Genomic DNA, 18146 nt, shown 5'->3' with positions numbered 1-18146 from the left:
GGCGTGCGCTTTGCGCATACCCGATAGCCGTAAGGCGTGGCGTTAGCCATAGGGTGAACAGTGAACAAGGGGGGCACGACACTGATAACTGCTAACTGTTAACTGGTAACTGATAAAGTTTTTGTGTCCTTCTAACGAGCAGATGACTCCCGCCTTAATGTACTGCTAAGTTAATAGTCTAGATTCCAAAATTTTTTTGACTCTTGACTAATGAACGCCAGTCGCCTCTGTCGGGAAACCCTCATCAAGCGCTCGCTCCTCTTGACTAATGACTCTTGACTATTGACTAATGACTACTACACGAATTTCCTTGGATGCAAGCCGTGACTGGCTTTTAAGGTTAGTCACGAGCGAAAGTTTTATTTATGTCACCAAGCGACTATTGCAGGCGCTGTTGACTTTGTTCTTAGCGTCGGCGTTGTCGTTTATCATTATTCAACTTGCTCCAGGAGACTATGTAGATACGCTACGGCAAAACCCAAAGATTTCTCCAGAAAGAATTGAGGAACTTAGACGACAGTTTGGTCTGGATAAATCTTGGCCAGAGCAATTTGGACTTTGGGTGTGGCGAATCATAACACAGGGAGATTTTGGCACAAGCTTTGTTTACCAGCGCTCAGTGGGGTCGCTGTTGTGGGAACGGGTACCTGCCACTTTGTTGTTGGCAGTGGCTTCTTTGATTGTAACCTGGGCGATCGCCATCCCCTTGGGTATAGTCGCGGCTGTGAAACAAAATCAGTTGGTTGACCGCATTTTGCAGATAATTAGCTATGCAGGACAAGGGTTTCCCAGTTTCATCACCGCTTTATTATTGCTGATTTTAGCCCAAAACCTCTCACCCATTTTTCCAGTGGGTGACATGACTAGCATTAATCACAATGAACTCAATTGGTTTGGTCAAATCCTAGATATTGGCTGGCACATGATTTTACCCACGATTGCTTTGAGTGTCACCAGCTTTGCTGGCTTACAGCGTATTACTCGTGGTGAATTATTGGATGTGCTACGTCAAGATTATATTCAAACGGCTCGTGCCAAAGGATTGCCAGAAAACCGCGTTGTTTATGTTCATGCTTTGCGCAATGCAATCAACCCTTTGATTACTTTGTTAGGTTTCGAGTTAGCAGGTTTATTGGGTGGTGCATTTATTGCAGAATTTTTCTTCAATTGGCCTGGTTTAGGAAGATTGACTTTACAAGCGGTGCAGGCTCAAGATTTATATTTGGTGATGGCAAGTTTGGTTATGAGCGCTGTATTGCTCAGTGTTGGTAATTTGATCGCGGATTTGTTACTGAAGGTGAGTGATCCTCGCATTCGTTTAGAAAATCTCAATTAAATCATTTTAAATCAAAGGAATGGTACACTCATATTGAGCGTCCTTCGTCATTAGTTATTGGTATGACTAATGACTAGTGACTAATGACTGATAACTATGTTTTCTGAAGTTTATTATCTGGTACGGTCGAAAGCTAACGGTGATTATCTTACCGCTCGTTCCGACCGTAAAGCTAATGGTTATTTACTGTTGTTTCGGGAAAATTTTGATGCCCTCAGCTACCTCAACACTCATGCTGGGGAACTGGCAAACCGCTTTGCTGTAGAATCTGTTGCTGGCTCTCAAATAGGACCTTTGCTCAAACGCTGGGGTTTTAGTGGCGTGGGTATTGTTTCTGATCCATTATTACCAAAAATTGAATTTTTATCACACTCATGACTCACAGTTCCTTCGTGCATGATGTGAGTTTTGAAAATTGACACCCCCGGGCAACAGCAGAATCAGGGCTTGCGTCTGCCTTAAGAACTTTGAACCCGATAAGTTGCAGTTGGAACTTATTCATTGTGGCGAACGTTTTGGTGCCATTGACTCAGCAACTTGAAGCGCTTGATCTAGAATTTCAGAGGCTTTGTCTTTATTTGAGGAAGCGAATAGAGAATTGAAGCGATTGCTCAGTTCGGAAAAGATGTTTCCGAGAAATCCTTTGTTCTCTCGTTCTCTTATCAGATATTCTTGTGCGATCGCCGTCAAGGCTTGAGCTTTGTAACTTTTGTCTGTAATAACTTGAGCAACCTGAAGCCCTTGGTCAAATTTTCCTTGTTTTGCAAACCCACCAGCGATCAGGCTTAATCTCCAGTCCTTATGTTGTACAACAGCATAAGGCGGAGATTCGATGGACTTAGCGATTTCCAGCGCACGTTCAGGTTGATCTGCCTCAAGGTAACCTAATGCCACCTCTGGCAGCATTTTCAGATTCCACTGTTGAACTATCTTAAACGCTTGGTCGCATTTTCCGGTCTTTAGATAGTGGCTGACAATGTTTGTTAAGGTGACTTTGGGGTTTCTAATTGATTTTGCCAGTTGAAGCGCTTGCTCAGCGTATCCAGCTTTGGCATAGGCGATCGCAATTCCACGGAACGCCTGTTCCCTCTCATTGACATTCTTGATTGATTGGGCTATTTGCTGTGCCTGGTCAAAGTTTCCTATTTCTGCGTAACCTCCAACTACCCGATTTAATGCATAACCTTTGGTTTGAGATTCACCCATTGCCTGCGCCACTGTTCGGGCTTTGGCTAGAGTATCGAGAGCCTTATTTTTCTGCTGCAGTGCTCCATACTGGATTGCTGTTTCAACCAGTTTGCTGGGTTTCTCAACAGGAAAGGGCTTGTCTGGAAGCGTTGATATCAAGGGCAAGGATTGATCTAAAAGCTTGAGCGCTTGACTAACTTGTCCAACTTGTGCAAATTGTTTAGCAATTCTTAGCATCTGATCGACTTTCATTGGGGCATCTTTGCCTGATTGTGCCTCAAGCGCACGCTCTAGCACTTGCGGCACTTGTTCCTTTTGTCCAGCTTGAGTTAGATGTTCAGCAATTGCAATCAGGGTTATATTTTTATAAAAGGCATCGTTATTGCGTTGGGCAATCGCGATCGCGTATTTTAGTACTTTCGTTGCCTGCTGAGCCTCTGAGGCTTTTGCATAATAACCCGCAAGATCTGCCAGCGCTATAGGAGTGAATACAGGATTGTTTACTGCTGTAATGATCTGGTGAGCAAAGTCGTAGTACCCAGCCTCTGCGTATTCCTTTGCTCGGTTTAGCACAGACTCCTCTGGAGAAGTTCCGCTACCGCTACAGCCTGTTGCCGTTTGGGTGGCGGCAATCTGGATGGCTTCTGCCAGAAGTTGCTTCCCCTTAGCTTCCTGTCCAACTAAGATATAGCCAAGAGCCACTTTCACTAAGGGGTTGGCTTTGAAGCACTGATTGGGGTTCGCTTGTGCCAAAGGCAGAACTTGGTTTAAAATCTTGACAGCTTGCTGAGATTTTCCTAGCGCCGCGTACTGAAATGCAATGTTAGCCAATATGCCATGTTTTTCGGAGTAGGTTTCTACTGCGAGAACTCCACCTGCGGGAAAGAACGTAGCAATTAGTGCAGTAAGAGCTAAAATATATAACTGGATTATTCTTCGAGCCATGCTTTTCCCACCTCAACTTTTTTTGGGGCGACTACCCATGAGTGGTTAGCCTTGAACCTCTAAAGTCAAAGACAGAAATGTTTGGTAGTTTGTGGTTATTTTGTTACAAAAATTGATTTAGCTACCCGTAGTGTTGAAAAACTCAGAGCTATTAGAATCCCCGACCAAATCAAAAATTATGGTAGGGGAGTATGTCAATCAATCCAAAATCTAAAATCTCTAAACAGATACTTTCTCCAACATCAATTTAGAACGCTTCACTTGTTCGGGAACAGAAACTGGGTAGTCTCCAGTGAAGCAAGCACAACAAAAGCTTTCTGGATCTTCTCGTGTTGACCAGAGCATTCCTTGCCTGGTGAGATAGGCCAGACTATCAACTTCTAGTAGCTTAGCAATATCTTCTACTGAGGTAGTAGCAGCAATGAGTTGGTCTTGGGTATCAGTATCAATACCATAAAAGCAGGGGTGAGTCACTGGTGGAGAGGAAATTCGCATATGCACTTCTAACGCACCTGCTTCTCGTAAAGCTTTGACCAACTTACGGCTAGTAGTTCCCCGCACAATGGAATCATCTACAATGATGACTCGTTTACCAAATAACACGTCTTTGAGGGGGTTGAGTTTCATGCGGATACCCGATTCTCGCATACTCTGTGTCGGCTGAATAAAGGTACGCCCGACGTAACGATTCTTAATCAATCCTTCCGCATAAGGAATGCCAGAAGCTTGAGAATAGCCTATAGCAGCGGGAATTCCAGAATCAGGGACACCAATCACCAAATCAGCATTAGCCGGAGATTCTTTAGCCAGTCGCCGTCCTATACGCATCCGATAGGTGTACAAACTCTCGTTGTGCATCACGCTATCAGGACGAGCAAAGTAAATCATCTCAAAAATGCACAGCTTTGTCTTGGATTTTTGACTCCATTGAAAGGAAGTTAAACCAACTTCCGTAATCCAAACCATTTCACCTGGTTGGACATCTCGCAAGTATTGCGCACCAATGATGTCTAAACCACAAGTTTCAGAGGACAGAACATAGCGAACTGGATTCTCACCCAAGGTACCAATCACAAGGGGACGAATGCCATTGGGGTCGCGAACGCCCATTATACCTTGTGATGTACCAATCACTAAGCTAAAAGCTCCTTGACAGCGGTGAAAAGCGCGCATGCAGCCCTCTTGCCAATCAGCACCAGCGTTGATTTCTTCAGCAATAGCAAAAGCAATCATTTCTGAGTCAGTGCTGCTAACTAAGTTGCAGTTGTTGTTCAACAACTCCTCCCGTAGCGGCACAGTATTGACTAAATTCCCATTATGTGCAAGCGCGACAGAACCCAAGCGAGTTTCCACAACAGCAGGTTGAGCGTTCACTTTGCGGCTAGAACCCGTGGTTGAATAACGAGTGTGACCAACAGCGATAGTTCCAGATAAATTTTGCAGGGTAGATTCATTAAAGACTTGGGACACCAACCCCATGTCTTTGTGTAACTTGACTTGTTCACCCTCAAATGTGGCAATACCAGCCGATTCTTGACCCCGGTGCTGGAGGGCGTACAATCCAAAGTATGTTAGTTTGGCAACGTCTTCTCCTGGTGCGTAGATACCAAAAACACCGCAAGCTTCTTCTGGCTTATCTGGACGATTTTCATGGTCATTGACTGAGTTATAAGGCAATTGAGAGTCATCCAAAGAGTCGGGTTGGTGAGGAATCATGGCAGCTGTGCTCCTGATGAGGATGTCAAGTCACAAACAATATTTATAAGGATAGTTGCAGAAAATTTTAATAATTCTTAACCATCCATTAACACAGTACCGCAATTATGCCTATCAACGCCAGTGTATTGAGTAAGGAAATGCTATCTATGAACTAGAAGTCGTGTTATGAATGGTCAAACGGGTTTGAATTGCGTTTAGATAGCGATCGCTCATTTCTTCTATTGTAACTTTTATTAAAGTGTTATTTTCAATTGTTAAGATTCGCAAACCTATGTCATAATTTTCAACTTTACCAAGTTTTTGCCAATGATGACCTAGTTGTTCTGTTAAAAAACTCTCCCAAGTTTGTTGTTGTTCTATTCCAATAGAAACTAGAATTCGTGCGCCACCTTCACCAAAAAGAATTTCATCCCAACGTTGGTTGTTCTGTGCTGGTAACTCTAATTGGATCTGGGCACCAAATTTGCCAGTTATACAACATTCTGCCAGAGCAACAGCGACTCCACCTTCAGCACAATCATGAGCCGAACGTACCCAACCTTTGCGAATTCCCTCGCGACAGACTTGTTGTACTTGGCGTTCCAATTCAAAATCAACTCGTGGCGGTTTTCCAGCAACAGTGTTGTGGATAGTGGCTAAATATTCCGAACCCCCTAGCGTAGAGTGGGAAGAAAGTTCACCCAACAAATAAATCAGATCACCATTCACTTGCCAAGCTTGACCACAAATCTTGGTCAAATCAGGGATTAAGCCTACCATACCCACAACAGGGGTAGGATAGATTGGTTGTGGCTTACCTTGAGAATCGAGAGTTTCGTTGTAAAGAGAGACATTTCCGCCAGTTACTGGAGTTGTCATTTCTCGACAACCTTCAGCCAAACCGCGACAAGCTTCTGCTAATTGCCAGTAACCAATAGGTTTTTCTGGACTACCAAAATTCAGGTTATCAGTAACCGCTAAAGGTTCTGCACCTACACAGCTGAGATTGCGTGCTGCTTCTGCGACAACTGCCTTAGCTCCCTCATAGGGATCAAGATAAACATAACGGGGATTGCAATCAACCGTAGCCGCCACAGCGCTTTTGACACTGGAGACTATTTCCTCATCCTCGCCCAACTGTGGACGCAAGCGAATCACAGAAGCATCTGCACCACCTGGCAACATAACAGTGTTATTCTGCACCTGATGGTCATATTGACGATATACCCAACGTTTTGACGCAATGCTAGGAGTATCCAGCAAAGTCAACAGGATGTCATTCCAACTTTGCAAGCGTCCTTGAATTTCTATACCAGCAGATGTACTCTTAGGCAGAGAATCAGGAGTCCATTCCCAAGCTTTTTGTGCATATTCCGGTGGTTGGGCCAACAATTCCCGGTGATATAGGGGCGTATTTTCTGCCAACGCCGTTGCAGGAATTTCTGCAGCAACTTCACCTTGGAATAAAATCCGGACAATCGGTTCAGCAATAACAGAACCTGCAACAACTGCATGCAGTCCCCATCGATGGAAAATGTCAATTAACTCTTGTTCGCGTCCCTTGTGTGCAACAAACAACATCCGTTCTTGAGATTCCGAAAGCAAATATTCGTAGGGAACCATTCCTGCTTCCCGTACAGGAATTTTATCTAAATCGAATTCGATGCCCACATCGCCTTTTGCAGCCATTTCTGAAGTAGAACAGGTAATACCAGCAGCCCCCATATCCTGTGCGGCGACGACTGCACCTGTTTTAAACGCTTCCAAACAAGCTTCAATTAACGACTTCTCCAAAAAGGGATCGCCCACTTGTACCGCTGGACGATCATCCATAGACTGATCGCTGAGTTCTGCACTGGCAAAACTTGCACCTCCCATACCATCACGTCCGGTTGTAGAACCAACATAAAGCACGGGGTTACCTATACCAGACGCCCCAGATTTAACAATTTCTGGCGTTTCCATCAATCCCAGCGCCATCACATTCACCAAAGGGTTGTCAGAATAAGCGGGATCAAAGTAAACTTCACCGCCGACAGTGGGGACACCTACGCAATTTCCGTAATGGGAGATACCAGCTACAACGCCACTAAAAAGCCTTTGGGTTTTCGCATCGTCCAGAGAACCAAAGCGCAGAGAATTTAATACCGCAATGGGACGCGCACCCATTGTAAAAATATCTCTTAAGATACCTCCTACTCCTGTCGCAGCTCCTTGAAAAGGTTCAACCGCTGATGGATGGTTGTGTGACTCAATCTTAAACGCAAGTCGCAGACCATCGCCCAAATCTACAACACCAGCATTTTCGCCAGGTCCAACAAGAATGCGGGGTCCTGTCGTAGGAAACTGTTTGAGTAACGGACGGGAATTTTTGTAACAGCAGTGTTCTGACCACATCACCCCAAACATTCCCAGTTCCGCTTTGTTGGGATGACGCCCCAGACGCCTGACAATTTCTTCATATTCTTCTAGCTTCAAACCAACAGCTGCGATTTCTTCAGGAGAAAAAGGAGCATCGGAAATGGGGATCATGGTAATAATGCAGCAAGGGGACAGAGCATTATTTTAGCGATTTAAGTGCCCTGTAGGTATTCACGCAAATGGTTTTCTATTTTTTCAAGTAAGATGCTGCGTGCTTTGTTCTGGTGCAATCGTTATTCTTGCTGAAGTTGATTGCAACAGGTGACAAATTAATATTGCTACTAATGGGGAAGACTAAAAAAACGAGCCAAATGTTGTCTTGTTTTGCACCCAGAAGGCGCTTGACGACCTTCACACATACATTTGGGCGTAGTCTAGTTATTTCGGCAAGGCTTGTTTTTTCTGTCTAAATGTTTACGTTTAGCTGCTCGCTATTCATGATATAGATTTTAGGTCAACTGTATAAACACGCAAATTTTCATAAGCACTTTAAGTTTCCAAAAAATCAAATAAGTGTTTTCACTATTTGAAGAAGAGAGATCCTTTCATACGATTAATATTAACTAAGTCAAGTGTGATAAATGAGTTTGCCATATACAATACGCGTATCTCAAATGATGATCAAACAAGTTCGAAATTGTTAAAATCATCAGTTTTTTCATGGGCAATCATACTTGTATTAGTTAACAAAGTTTGATTTGTGTAGTGTCATAACTACTACTCAACACAATTGTTCCACGTACCCAATTGATTGAATTTGTGGCTTAGTCTGTTCTTTTCACAAAAGGAATTGTAAAAAAATGTTAGGGGAATCTTTCTCTGTTGAAGGTTCCTCTAATAAAATTTACCAGTAGACGGAAAATCCATTTCTTAGCATGGCTAACTCCCCAATCTACTAGTGTACGTTAAACGTGGAAACAGAGCTACTATTTTAAATCAGTAAAAATTTAACAAGAGAAATATTCTTTATTTTCATTTTTTCGTTATTGTACTAGTGCAAAAAAGCACCTATCCTGTCAGGCAAAGCTAGATGAGGTAAGGCTGTAATCCTTATTTCATCTAGCTTTTATCTTTTCCTCACTATCGCGCTGTACTAACTTGGCTTCCTATCTGAAGCACAAGTTACACATTTGGAATGCTTCGGAAATATCTACTATGTGTATCAAATAATTTCTTTATCCAAATCTTGTTTCTGATTCTTCAGAAACTGGCTCCTTCTTAGGTAAAAGGCTATGCTGGTTATAGCTGAATTTTTTAGTTATAAAAAGATGAAAATTGGCGTATTTATCTTTCAATGCAGTTTATTAGAAATAATTTTGTGATGAAAATCACTGATGCTGATGATTGAGATCCTATTTTTTATATAAATGAATAGACATAATACTAATAACTGAACTCTAGCCGAGTCATTAATAGGGAACACACTAAACGCCGACAGCTTTCACAAAAAGACTGCCGGCTTTTTGTATATCAGGGAAAATAGGGAAATAGGGAAATAAAAAATAGTAACAAATGAGTCTTGACTATCAAATAAAATTTCCCCACAACCTGTTAGTAACTTGACACAAGTTGTGCCGTAGCCACTATCTAGTGTGGGGAGGGTATGATCAGTATATGGGTATTATTGACATTGAGGGGTAGTTGACTGCATTCTAAATTTGTAGTCCGCAAATCCACTCAAAGAAGTCTCACTAACTTTGTCTTAAGACATCGCTTGAATGATGTAGTCAAAGTAGGGGGCTGCTTCAGCCGCGTCTTCTGTATTCAGTAAGTTAAGGGAGGCTTTTTTCAGACAGCTAATTGCTTCTACCATTCCAGGTACGGGAACGCCCAGGGAATTGTACATTTCCCTGACACCAATTAAACCAATATCTTCAATTGGTTGTTTGTCACCAGCTAGTATACCGTAAGTGATTAGGCGCAAGTACCAACCGTAGTCACGTACACATAAAGCACGTTGTTTTTGTCCGTATGCATTGCCCCCAGGTGCGATAAAGTCGGGACGCTTCTGCCAAAGTTGTTTAGTAGCTTCTTGAACTATCTTTTTTTCATTTTCGGCTAAGGTTGAGACAATTCGTATCCGTTGCTCGCCGGTTTGCAAATAGTCTTTGATATTGTTGAGCTCACCACTGCTAGGATAACGCAGTTGGTCGTCGGCTTGGAGAATAACTTGGCTTACTACAGTCATGATTATTGCAATGACATGAATTAATTATTATTTGCTAGTTTAACGAGTCTTGAGGACACAAGTGAAGAGAGGACAACGAAAACAATGTGATCCCAAACCAGCGGAAGACACTTAGGTACCAAGAGTTGTTGCGGACTTGCTTGCCAAGTGGAAACTATGCCCCAAGGTGGTTTCACTTGGCAAGCAGTGGTGGCTATTGATCAATAACGAATGACTAATGACTAAAAAAACTTGGAAACAAGGTGAATTAATTGACGTTGAGATAGTGGATTTGAATGATGCAGGTGATGGTGTAGGGCGTTGGGAAGAAAGGATCGTATTTGTAAGCGACACTGTACCAGGCGATCGCGCTGTTGTCTTGTTGGTACACGTTAAACCCAACTACGCTCACGCTAAACTCAAGCAACTTCTCAAATCATCGCCCTACCGCATCCGACCTAGCTGTATCGTGGCTGATAAATGTGGTGGTTGTCAATGGCAGCATATTGATTATCCGTACCAGTTGCTAGCAAAGCAAAATCAAGTTATCCAGGCTTTGGAACGTATTGGCGGTTTTGTCCAACCACCAGTAGATCCAGTTCTTTCGACTGCTGAATGTTTGGGCTACCGTAACAAAGCGACTTATCCTGTGGGATTATCTGCCAATCTTACGGTTCAAGCTGGTTACTACCAAAAAGGTAGTCACCAATTGATTAACTTGAACCAATGTCCTGTACAAGATCCCAGATTAAATCCTTTGCTGTTGGAAGTTAAACAGGACATCCAAAAGCGAGGTTGGCAAGCTTACAACGAACAGCGCCACACAGGTGTTGTACGTCATCTTAGTTTACGCATTGGTCGCCGCACAGGGGAAATATTACTAACTTTGGTGGTTAAGGACTCGAATTTAGACAGAATTCAAGACCAAGCCCTGGAATGGTTAAAGCGTTATCCCCAGTTAGTGGGGGTTTGTTTGAACCGCAACCCAAATCGTACTAATGCCATTTTTGGACGGGAAACTCATTGCATTGCTGGGCGTTCTTACTTAAGAGAAAAATTTGCCGGACTAGAATTCCAAGTACGACCAGATACTTTTTTCCAAGTAAATACGGAGACAGCAGAAGCATTGTTGCAGGTCATTCAATCAGAACTCAATTTACAAGGTTCTGAGGTGTTACTTGATACTTATTGTGGGATTGGGACGTTGACATTGCCACTTGCCAAACAAGTTAAGAAAGCAATCGGGTTAGAATTGCAACCTGAGGCAGTAGAACAAGCAATTTTAAATGCAAAGCATAATGATATTTCAAATGTCATTTTTCAGACTGGGGCTGTGGAGAAATTACTTCCTGAGATAGAAATTTTGCCAGACATTGTTCTGCTTGATCCACCACGTAAGGGATGCGATCGCACTGTAATTGAAACTTTACTCAAATCTAAACCGCAACGTATTGTTTACGTCAGTTGTAAAGTCGCTACCCTTGCTCGTGACCTCAAATTACTTTGTCAAAACGGGGTATATAGTCTCACACGGGTACAACCGGCTGATTTTTTTGGGCAAACCGCTCATGTGGAAGCTGCTGCATTTCTTGTTCTATCACAATTGGACAAAGGTACTAACTCATTTACAACTTAAGTGAAATAAAAATTTGTCGCCCAACGCATCGTAAGAATGCTATAATACTATTAAGATAAATATATAATTCCTTTTGTGTAAAGAGATTGACGTTGCAAAAACTCTCCGAAAATATGAAACTAGCTGTCTAAAATGCGAATTGGCGTAAAAGAGTATTAACGTACTCTTTTCACTAAAAAACATATCAGTTGCTTACTGTTTAAACAGTTGCAAACAAGCCGCTTTTTCTGTAAGTGACTCTATGTCAAAAAGGAGAGTTAATGCTCCCTAGCATTTTCAAAATTTAGTTGTGAAGACGAAAGTTTGAAGGCAACATAACCACCTCAAATTCTATCAGGGTGCCTGTGACAGCAAACTGATGTCTAGCTAACTCTGAAAGCTACGGGGTTTCTATTGTGATCACTATCTCGCTTCGTCCTACAGGGCGTAATTGGGGCACAATTACTTTTGCCTCAACTTTGTACCTCTGTCCGATATTAGATTTGCTTTTGGCAGAAATTCCGGGCAAATTACAAGCAGAATTGCGCCTAGGACTTCAAGAAGCTCTGGTAAACGCAGCCAAACATGGTAACAATCTAGATCCGGGGAAAAGGGTTATCGTTCGCTTTTCCTTAATTGATAATCAGTATTGGTGGGTCATCTCAGACCAAGGTAGCGGTTTTACACCATGTTGTACTAGCAACGTTGATATCGATCCCACAGAATATTTACCACCCGATGAGTCAGAAAATGGTCGTGGTATGTCTATTCTTCATCAAATCTTCGACCAGGTTCAATGGAACAGTAAAGGTACAGAGTTGAGGCTTTGTAAACAAATAGAAAATCGAAACCGGCTTGCTTTGCGACGGTGAAGACGGATAAGCCAGAGGAGGAAGTGAACTTTCAAAATCTGGCTCATCCTCGTCACTCGCTCGGCTAACAAATTCAAAATTATCAATTCAAGATTCACGCATTATAGGACTTACGCACGAGTTACGAATGAACTTGACTGTGAGATTGCGCACTTTTCGTCGCAATGACACAACTACGTTTCCCTTGCGTAAGTCCTGAATAAAAGACAAGGCAATTAGTGGGATCTAGAATTGCGCCACTAATTAAAGACCACCACTAAGGGGATGACCTAAGCCGTATGCCCACAGCACGGCTAGTCCTCCCTTAAATTTTGAATTCAAAAAAGGTCACCTGATCCTATTTCTTTTGCTCGCCGTGACTTGGACAAGGTGGAGCAGAAATAGAACGATCCAACCAACCAGTTGCTTGCTGGAGTCTGAGTAAAGCTTCTTGTGGTTGATCTTTAAGCAGAAACACAACAGCTGCTGCTACTTGTTCACTTGCGCGAACATTGCGGTTAGACTTGAGACGATGCCAATCGTTAGGAGAGATGCTCAGCTTCTCCATCAGGGCTTGGGCTAGTTCCAAGCTGCTAAACTCATTCAGTTGACTAGCTTTAGGTAGCTGGGTTGATTTCGACATGATATCAGACATAATTGCTGAATACTGAAGTTGTGCATAAGAGTCTGGGGCTATTTCATTCTATGCACAACCACCCGGAAATAAATGTACAGTCAAAATAGCCGAAGTCCGTTAAAACTGAGATCGCGGGATCACTTTCTATTAGCCCATTTTGACTGCCTCAGAATTAATTACAAAGCTCATAACCGTTCCCTGTGTTTCTTAAAAGCGCCCCACTGACGGCACACCGCCCGTTATAAATGGAAGAAACACTTCCCAAAGTCACTCCCTCCCTCCCTCAAGAGTGTTTCGTAAAAGTACTAATTTGTACATGAAGCCGCCTAAACATTCATCTGAGCCACCTTTTGGTAAAGAAAATCAAGATCAAGAATTTGAACAAGAACTTCTGAAAGTGGAGCGTGCGCTTGTTGCTTTAAAGGAACGGTACAATCAAGTGCAAGCAGACAAAGCCAGCCAAAGAGAATTGCAACAACGTCTCCAACGATCGCGCCACAGTAAATTACCAAATGTAAAAGCCGAGTTAAAGCAAATTCAACAACAGTTGGAAGAACTTGAACTTAACTTAGAAAGTCAATTATTTTCCTGGGATAGCCTCAAAGAACCTTTTTGGCAAGCCATCCGCTTTGGTGGTTTGGGCGTTATCATAGGCTGGTTATTAAAGTCTGTTGTTGGATGATATGGAAAATCGACGGATTGCAGAAATATTGCGAAGTGGTGAACCTGATGAATTTGTAGCAGTTCAAGGCTGGGTTCGCACAAAACGAGAGTTAAAAGGATTTTCTTTTCTAGAAGTAAATGATGGCTCATGTTTGGCGAGTTTGCAAGTGGTACTCAATGAGGATTTGCCAGACTACGATGATATTTTAAAAAAGCTCAATACAGGTGCTTCTGTGGAAGTAGCTGGAGTGTTGGTGGGATCACTTGGGAAAGGACAGCGGATCGAGTTGAAAACAGACAAGATAAAAGTTTTTGGGGAAGCTGATCCCGAAACATATCCGCTGCAAAAGAAACGCCATTCCTTTGAGTTTTTGCGAACTATAGGACATTTGCGATCGCGCACCAATTCCTTTGGTGCAGTTTTCCGAGTTAGAAACGCCTGCGCTACCGCCATTCATCAATTCTTCCAAGAACGCGGGTTTTTGTGGGTACACACTCCCATCATCACCGCTAACGACTGCGAAGGTGCTGGTGAACTTTTCAGTGTAACTAGTTTGGATCTCAAAAATGTTCCCCGCACACAAACCCAAGCTATAGATTATAGTAAAGACTTTTTTAGTAAACCGACATATTTAACAGTCAGCGGTCAACTTGAAGCCGAAGTTATGGCGATGGCGTTTACGAACGTCTATACTTTTGGTCCTACCTTCCGTGCAGAAAACTCTAACACCTCCCGCCACTTAGCTGAATTTTGGATGGTAGAACCAGAGATGGCTTTTTGCGATCTCAAGGGAGATATGGATTTAGCCGAGGCGTTTCTCAAACATATTTTCAAATATGTACTAGAAACTTGCCAGGAAGACATGGAATTTTTCAATCAGCGTATTGATAATACTGTATTGGCAACGGCAGACAACATTATTAATAATAAATTTGAGCGCATAACTTACACAGAAGCCGTCAAACTGTTAGAGAAAGCTGATGTTCAGTTTGAATATCCTGTCAACTGGGGCTTGGATTTACAGTCAGAACACGAACGTTATCTTTGCGAACAACTGTTCAAAAAGCCGGTTATCGTTAGCAATTACCCAGCAAAAATCAAAGCCTTTTATATGCGCTTAGATGAGGATGAAAAAACCGTTTCTGCGATGGATATTCTGGCTCCCAAAATCGGTGAAATTATTGGCGGTTCTCAAAGAGAAGAACGATTAGATGTCCTAGAACGTCGCATACAAGCTCAAGGAATGAAACCAGAAGATTTGTGGTGGTATCTGGATTTGCGTCGCTTTGGAACTGTCCCCCATGCTGGTTTTGGGTTGGGTTTTGAACGACTTGTGCAATTTATGACGGGGATGGGAAACATTAGAGATGTGATTCCGTTTCCAAGGACTCCGGAAAGTGCTGAGTTTTAGATATTTAGAAACCCGATTTATGATTAAATTGGGTTTCTTTTTAGTTGGGGATCACTGGTGAGGAATATTGTTATCTCGCTACCAATCAGCATAGAAGTGTTGTGTTAAGTAGGTCAACATAAAAAAATATAAAATACGATTCTTGCGATTGCTTCTCTCCACTACGTTCCGCTCGCAATGACATTTTACGTTTAATTAGGTTGAGCTACTTAGACCGCATTTTTGCGGGCAACAGTCATAATGTGAGCGCTCATCCCCAACGTAGAGGGTTCGCTTTCTAGCCAACGAACAGCTTCTAGAAGGCGTTCACGACGACCTAGTTCATTCCAGTGTTCCGAGAAGTTTTGTAGTAACCAGCCCGGTCCTTCGATCGCTAACGTTCTTTCATAATGTAAACCCGCTTCTTCAACCTCTGCTTTAAGTTCTTCAGGATGATGAAAGAAGGCTGTTGTAAAGTAACCAGGATGGTTGTTTGGGTTGCGGTGTTGACCATCAGTTAAATTCCGTTGAACAATCGCCACAAACTCTGGATCATCCAAATATCCCTGAAGTAATCCATCTAAGGTTGAAGCAAAGCGAGAAATTCCAACCGCGAAGACAAGACCTCCAGTTTTTAAAATACGATAAGCTTCACGCAAAGCAGCCAAACGCTGTGTGCGCTCAGTCAAGTGATATAAAGGTCCAAGTAAAAGAACAGCATCAACGCTATCATCCGCCCGATTAAGTTGACGAGCATCACCAACAGCCAAACTAGCCAGAGGATAACCGGTTGAGCTTGAGAAAAACGCTCTTGCTTGTTCTATATGCAAAGGAACCGCATCAATGAGATGAACTTCATAGCCCTGTTGAGCAAGCCAATAAGAATAGATACCAGAACCGCCGCCAACATCGAAAATCACAGCGGGTGGAGGAGGTAAGTAGCGGCTCAGAAGTTCTTGGGTTCGGGCTAACTCAAGCAGACCAGTACCTCTTGATAACCGTTCTTGTTCTTGACCACTGGCGTAATAAGTTAACGCCTCATCTGAAAGCAGGTTGTGTAACTCAGATAAATCCGACATCGTGTTTGCTGATTACAAAAGCTGTTTCATTATTTATTAAACTGCCTATAGCGGTTGAGCGATCGCTCCTTAGGACGTTAGAACGCTGCTTTTCCTCGCGTACACGTAGCGTCAAGCGTATGCGCAAAGCGCACGCTGCGCGAACGACTGACTTGTGCTGAGCCGGTCGTTGTAGGGCTCACGCCGAAGTCCTCTGGCTTATCGCCTTTCTATCCAAACGACATAATCTTACTCGTTGGATAATTTGTGCGCCCATTTTTTGGTAAAACTGTATTGCGGGAGCATTATTGACTGCAACAGTCCAATCAATTCTTGCACCTCCTATTTTCTGAGTCATTTCACATAAACGTTTGATCAATGCTTCACCAATCCCACGGTTTCGATATTCAGCTTTGATATATAAATCATCTAGCCAAATTCCTGGTTGAGCAAGAAAGGTGGAGTAAATCTGGTGATAGCTTGCAAATCCAATTGGATTCTTATCAAGTTCAGCCAATAAAACAAAGGCAAGTGGCTTTTCAGAAAATAATGTCTCTTCTAACTTTTGAGGTGTAGCCTTTAGAAAATCAGGACAGCCATCAAATTTAGCCTTCAGCTTAAGGAGTTCCATGATAGTAGAAATGTCACTGACGTTGGCATCTCGGATTAAGAACTGTTGGTTGTGCATAAAATCAATTATTGAGACAAAAGTAAAGTTATTCAAACTCATCTTGCATTTTAGATTCTGCTAACTTATATCGAACCCAATTCCAAATTGGAATGAGATATAAATAAACGGCATAGGGGATAAATCCTGAATCAGTCATCAATAAAGTTGCTGGTACTAATCCAGCAATATTCCAAGGAATGAGAGGTGATAGTACAACAGCAGTATTTTCGATATCAGTTGCTAATTCATAATTATCTAGGCGCTCTTGCTCATACTTTTCTTTTACAAGCTGGTGAGTCAGGAGAATTGCCAGCGTTTGAGTGCAACCAAAAGCGGCTGATGCTAACCCAACTGTAGTAGTTCCGAAAAATAAACGACTTCTGGAAGAAGCTCTTTTGAGAAGATTTTCTACACTTGCGAATGTGTTTGTTCCGATGAGAATTCCTGATAGAGAAGTCGATAGAATGACGACTAGTGAAACTCTAAGCATCGAAAAGATGCCTCCTCCTGTCAGAACTTCACTCAAGTCCATTTTTTGTTCTAAGTTGAAGCCAACCCAAGCAAAATTTATCATTTTAAACAAAGAATCACCTTGGTAAAATATCCCTAAAAAGAATCCAATTCCAAGACTGGCGAGCAATGTTACGTTCACTTCTACGTTCAAAAGACAAAGCACTGTAACCGCAAAAGCTGGAAGTAAGACGAGTGGGTTAATATTAAATAATTTAGTAATTTCGGAAATTAAATCACTATTTCTAATTTCAACAGGATTGCTGATTGAAAGGATGAAATAAATCAAGCTAGAAGCCATTAAAGGCAACCAAGCAGTTGATATCATAGCTCTTAGGTTTCTATGTAGCTTGGTTTTGGTAAGGCTCGCCACAAGATGCGCACTAGAAGACATAGGAGAACACCTATCTCCAAAATAGGCTCCTGCAATAATTGCTCCAGCAACTAAATGAGGGTTAATGTCTCCTTCTTTTGCCATAATCATCAGGGCAACTCCTACAGTACTAACTGTGCCAAATGAGGTGCCCAATAGTACAGAAATAAAACTGCAGAGGACAAAGGCTGAAAGTATAAAATATTGAGGATTTATTAATTGAGTTCCATAGTAAACTAAAGCAGGAATGGTTCCTGCTGCCATCCACACGGCTGTCACTGCTCCAATTAATAAGAGAATTTTGATGACTGGAAAAGCTTTTTGACTACTAGTGAAAGCCATTTTGATTAAAGATTTGACTGCAAAGCCTTGGTAAGAGAATTTAACAAGGAGTATGACGAGAGAAAGTAAAAGTGGATAGGCAACAAAGTAACCTTTGATAACGCTATACAGCAAGATAACAAAGCAAAAAACTAAAGTAAATAATGAATTCATCTTCTTGATAATTCAATTCTCTTTTCTCCAACACTAAACAGTTTAGTCATTACAAAATTACAAAACAAAGTATTTATTAGATACCTTGTATCGATAAAATCGATGGATGAAGGGTAAAGACTTTTGCA

The 18146-nt window shown here is 42.2% G+C and carries 14 protein-coding genes; 6 read left to right on the top strand and 8 right to left on the bottom strand.

All coding sequences use genetic code 11. The features are described from left to right. Positions 1 to 289: 289 nt before the first annotated feature. Both AC5590_RS27180 and AC5590_RS27175 read left to right on the top strand, forming a co-directional pair. Positions 290 to 1336 carry an ABC transporter permease gene (locus tag AC5590_RS27180; RefSeq protein ID WP_169266440.1) on the top strand — a complete coding sequence of 349 codons (1047 nt, stop codon included), beginning with the start codon at positions 290 to 292 and terminating at the stop codon, positions 1334 to 1336. Between the two features lie 96 nt (positions 1337 to 1432). Beyond that, on the top strand, positions 1433 to 1714 hold the full coding sequence (locus AC5590_RS27175) for a hypothetical protein (RefSeq protein WP_169266439.1): 282 nt from the start codon (positions 1433 to 1435) through the stop codon (positions 1712 to 1714). 120 nt (positions 1715 to 1834) lie between these two features. On the opposite strand, the gene AC5590_RS27170 is transcribed toward AC5590_RS27175, so the two are convergent. The 4 genes from AC5590_RS27170 to AC5590_RS27155 all read right to left on the bottom strand — a co-directional run bounded on the left by AC5590_RS27170 (position 1835) and on the right by AC5590_RS27155 (position 9776). After that, the gene (locus AC5590_RS27170; protein WP_169266438.1) at positions 1835 to 3469 is read right to left on the bottom strand and encodes a tetratricopeptide repeat protein; all 1635 of its coding nucleotides are present in this window, start codon (positions 3467 to 3469) and stop codon (positions 1835 to 1837) included. A gap of 219 nt (positions 3470 to 3688) precedes the next feature. Then, a complete protein-coding gene (purF, locus tag AC5590_RS27165) occupies positions 3689 to 5185 on the bottom strand; it encodes an amidophosphoribosyltransferase (RefSeq protein WP_169266437.1) in 1497 nt (498 codons plus the stop codon). 147 nt (positions 5186 to 5332) lie between these two features. Continuing rightward, on the bottom strand, positions 5333 to 7699 hold the full coding sequence (purL, locus tag AC5590_RS27160) for a phosphoribosylformylglycinamidine synthase subunit PurL (RefSeq protein ID WP_169266436.1): 2367 nt from the start codon (positions 7697 to 7699) through the stop codon (positions 5333 to 5335). A gap of 1591 nt (positions 7700 to 9290) precedes the next feature. Then, a complete protein-coding gene (locus tag AC5590_RS27155; RefSeq protein WP_169266435.1) occupies positions 9291 to 9776 on the bottom strand; it encodes an allophycocyanin subunit alpha-B in 486 nt (161 codons plus the stop codon). 217 nt (positions 9777 to 9993) lie between these two features. On the opposite strand from AC5590_RS27155, the gene rlmD reads away from it, so the two are divergent. Both rlmD and AC5590_RS27145 read left to right on the top strand, forming a co-directional pair. Then, a complete protein-coding gene (gene rlmD, locus AC5590_RS27150) occupies positions 9994 to 11391 on the top strand; it encodes a 23S rRNA (uracil(1939)-C(5))-methyltransferase RlmD (protein ID WP_169266434.1) in 1398 nt (465 codons plus the stop codon). A gap of 395 nt (positions 11392 to 11786) precedes the next feature. Next, complete coding sequence (locus AC5590_RS27145) at positions 11787 to 12242, top strand: ATP-binding protein (protein WP_169266433.1); 456 nt, start codon at positions 11787 to 11789, stop codon at positions 12240 to 12242. A 337-nt stretch (positions 12243 to 12579) separates the two neighbouring features. Here AC5590_RS27145 and AC5590_RS27140 read toward each other — a convergent pair whose 3' ends face one another. Continuing rightward, positions 12580 to 12864 (bottom strand): DUF6439 family protein, encoded by a 285-nt coding sequence (locus AC5590_RS27140; protein ID WP_169266444.1) that lies wholly within the window; start codon positions 12862 to 12864, stop codon positions 12580 to 12582. Between the two features lie 310 nt (positions 12865 to 13174). Here AC5590_RS27140 and AC5590_RS27135 point away from each other — a divergent pair, with 310 nt between their 5' ends. Beyond that, positions 13175 to 13540 carry a sll0565 family protein gene (locus tag AC5590_RS27135; RefSeq protein ID WP_169266432.1) on the top strand — a complete coding sequence of 122 codons (366 nt, stop codon included), beginning with the start codon at positions 13175 to 13177 and terminating at the stop codon, positions 13538 to 13540. A gap of 1 nt (position 13541) precedes the next feature. Next, positions 13542 to 14933 carry an asparagine--tRNA ligase gene (gene asnS, locus AC5590_RS27130; protein WP_169266431.1) on the top strand — a complete coding sequence of 464 codons (1392 nt, stop codon included), beginning with the start codon at positions 13542 to 13544 and terminating at the stop codon, positions 14931 to 14933. 209 nt (positions 14934 to 15142) lie between these two features. On the opposite strand, the gene AC5590_RS27125 is transcribed toward asnS, so the two are convergent. The 3 genes from AC5590_RS27125 to AC5590_RS27115 all read right to left on the bottom strand — a co-directional run bounded on the left by AC5590_RS27125 (position 15143) and on the right by AC5590_RS27115 (position 18018). Then, entirely contained in the window at positions 15143 to 15991 is an 849-nt protein-coding gene (locus AC5590_RS27125; RefSeq protein WP_169266430.1) for a class I SAM-dependent methyltransferase, read from the bottom strand. Between the two features lie 178 nt (positions 15992 to 16169). Beyond that, the gene (locus AC5590_RS27120) at positions 16170 to 16658 is read right to left on the bottom strand and encodes a GNAT family N-acetyltransferase (RefSeq protein ID WP_169266429.1); all 489 of its coding nucleotides are present in this window, start codon (positions 16656 to 16658) and stop codon (positions 16170 to 16172) included. 28 nt (positions 16659 to 16686) lie between these two features. Next, entirely contained in the window at positions 16687 to 18018 is a 1332-nt protein-coding gene (locus AC5590_RS27115) for a Na+/H+ antiporter NhaC family protein (RefSeq protein WP_169266428.1), read from the bottom strand. Between the last annotated feature and the right edge of the window lie 128 nt (positions 18019 to 18146).

The organism is Brasilonema octagenarum UFV-OR1, from assembly GCF_963888615.1.
Taxonomy (GTDB): Bacteria; Cyanobacteriota; Cyanobacteriia; order Cyanobacteriales; family Nostocaceae; genus Brasilonema; species Brasilonema sennae.
The sequence above is the reverse complement of the archived record's forward strand: the minus strand, read 5'-3'. Positions and strand labels throughout refer to the sequence as shown.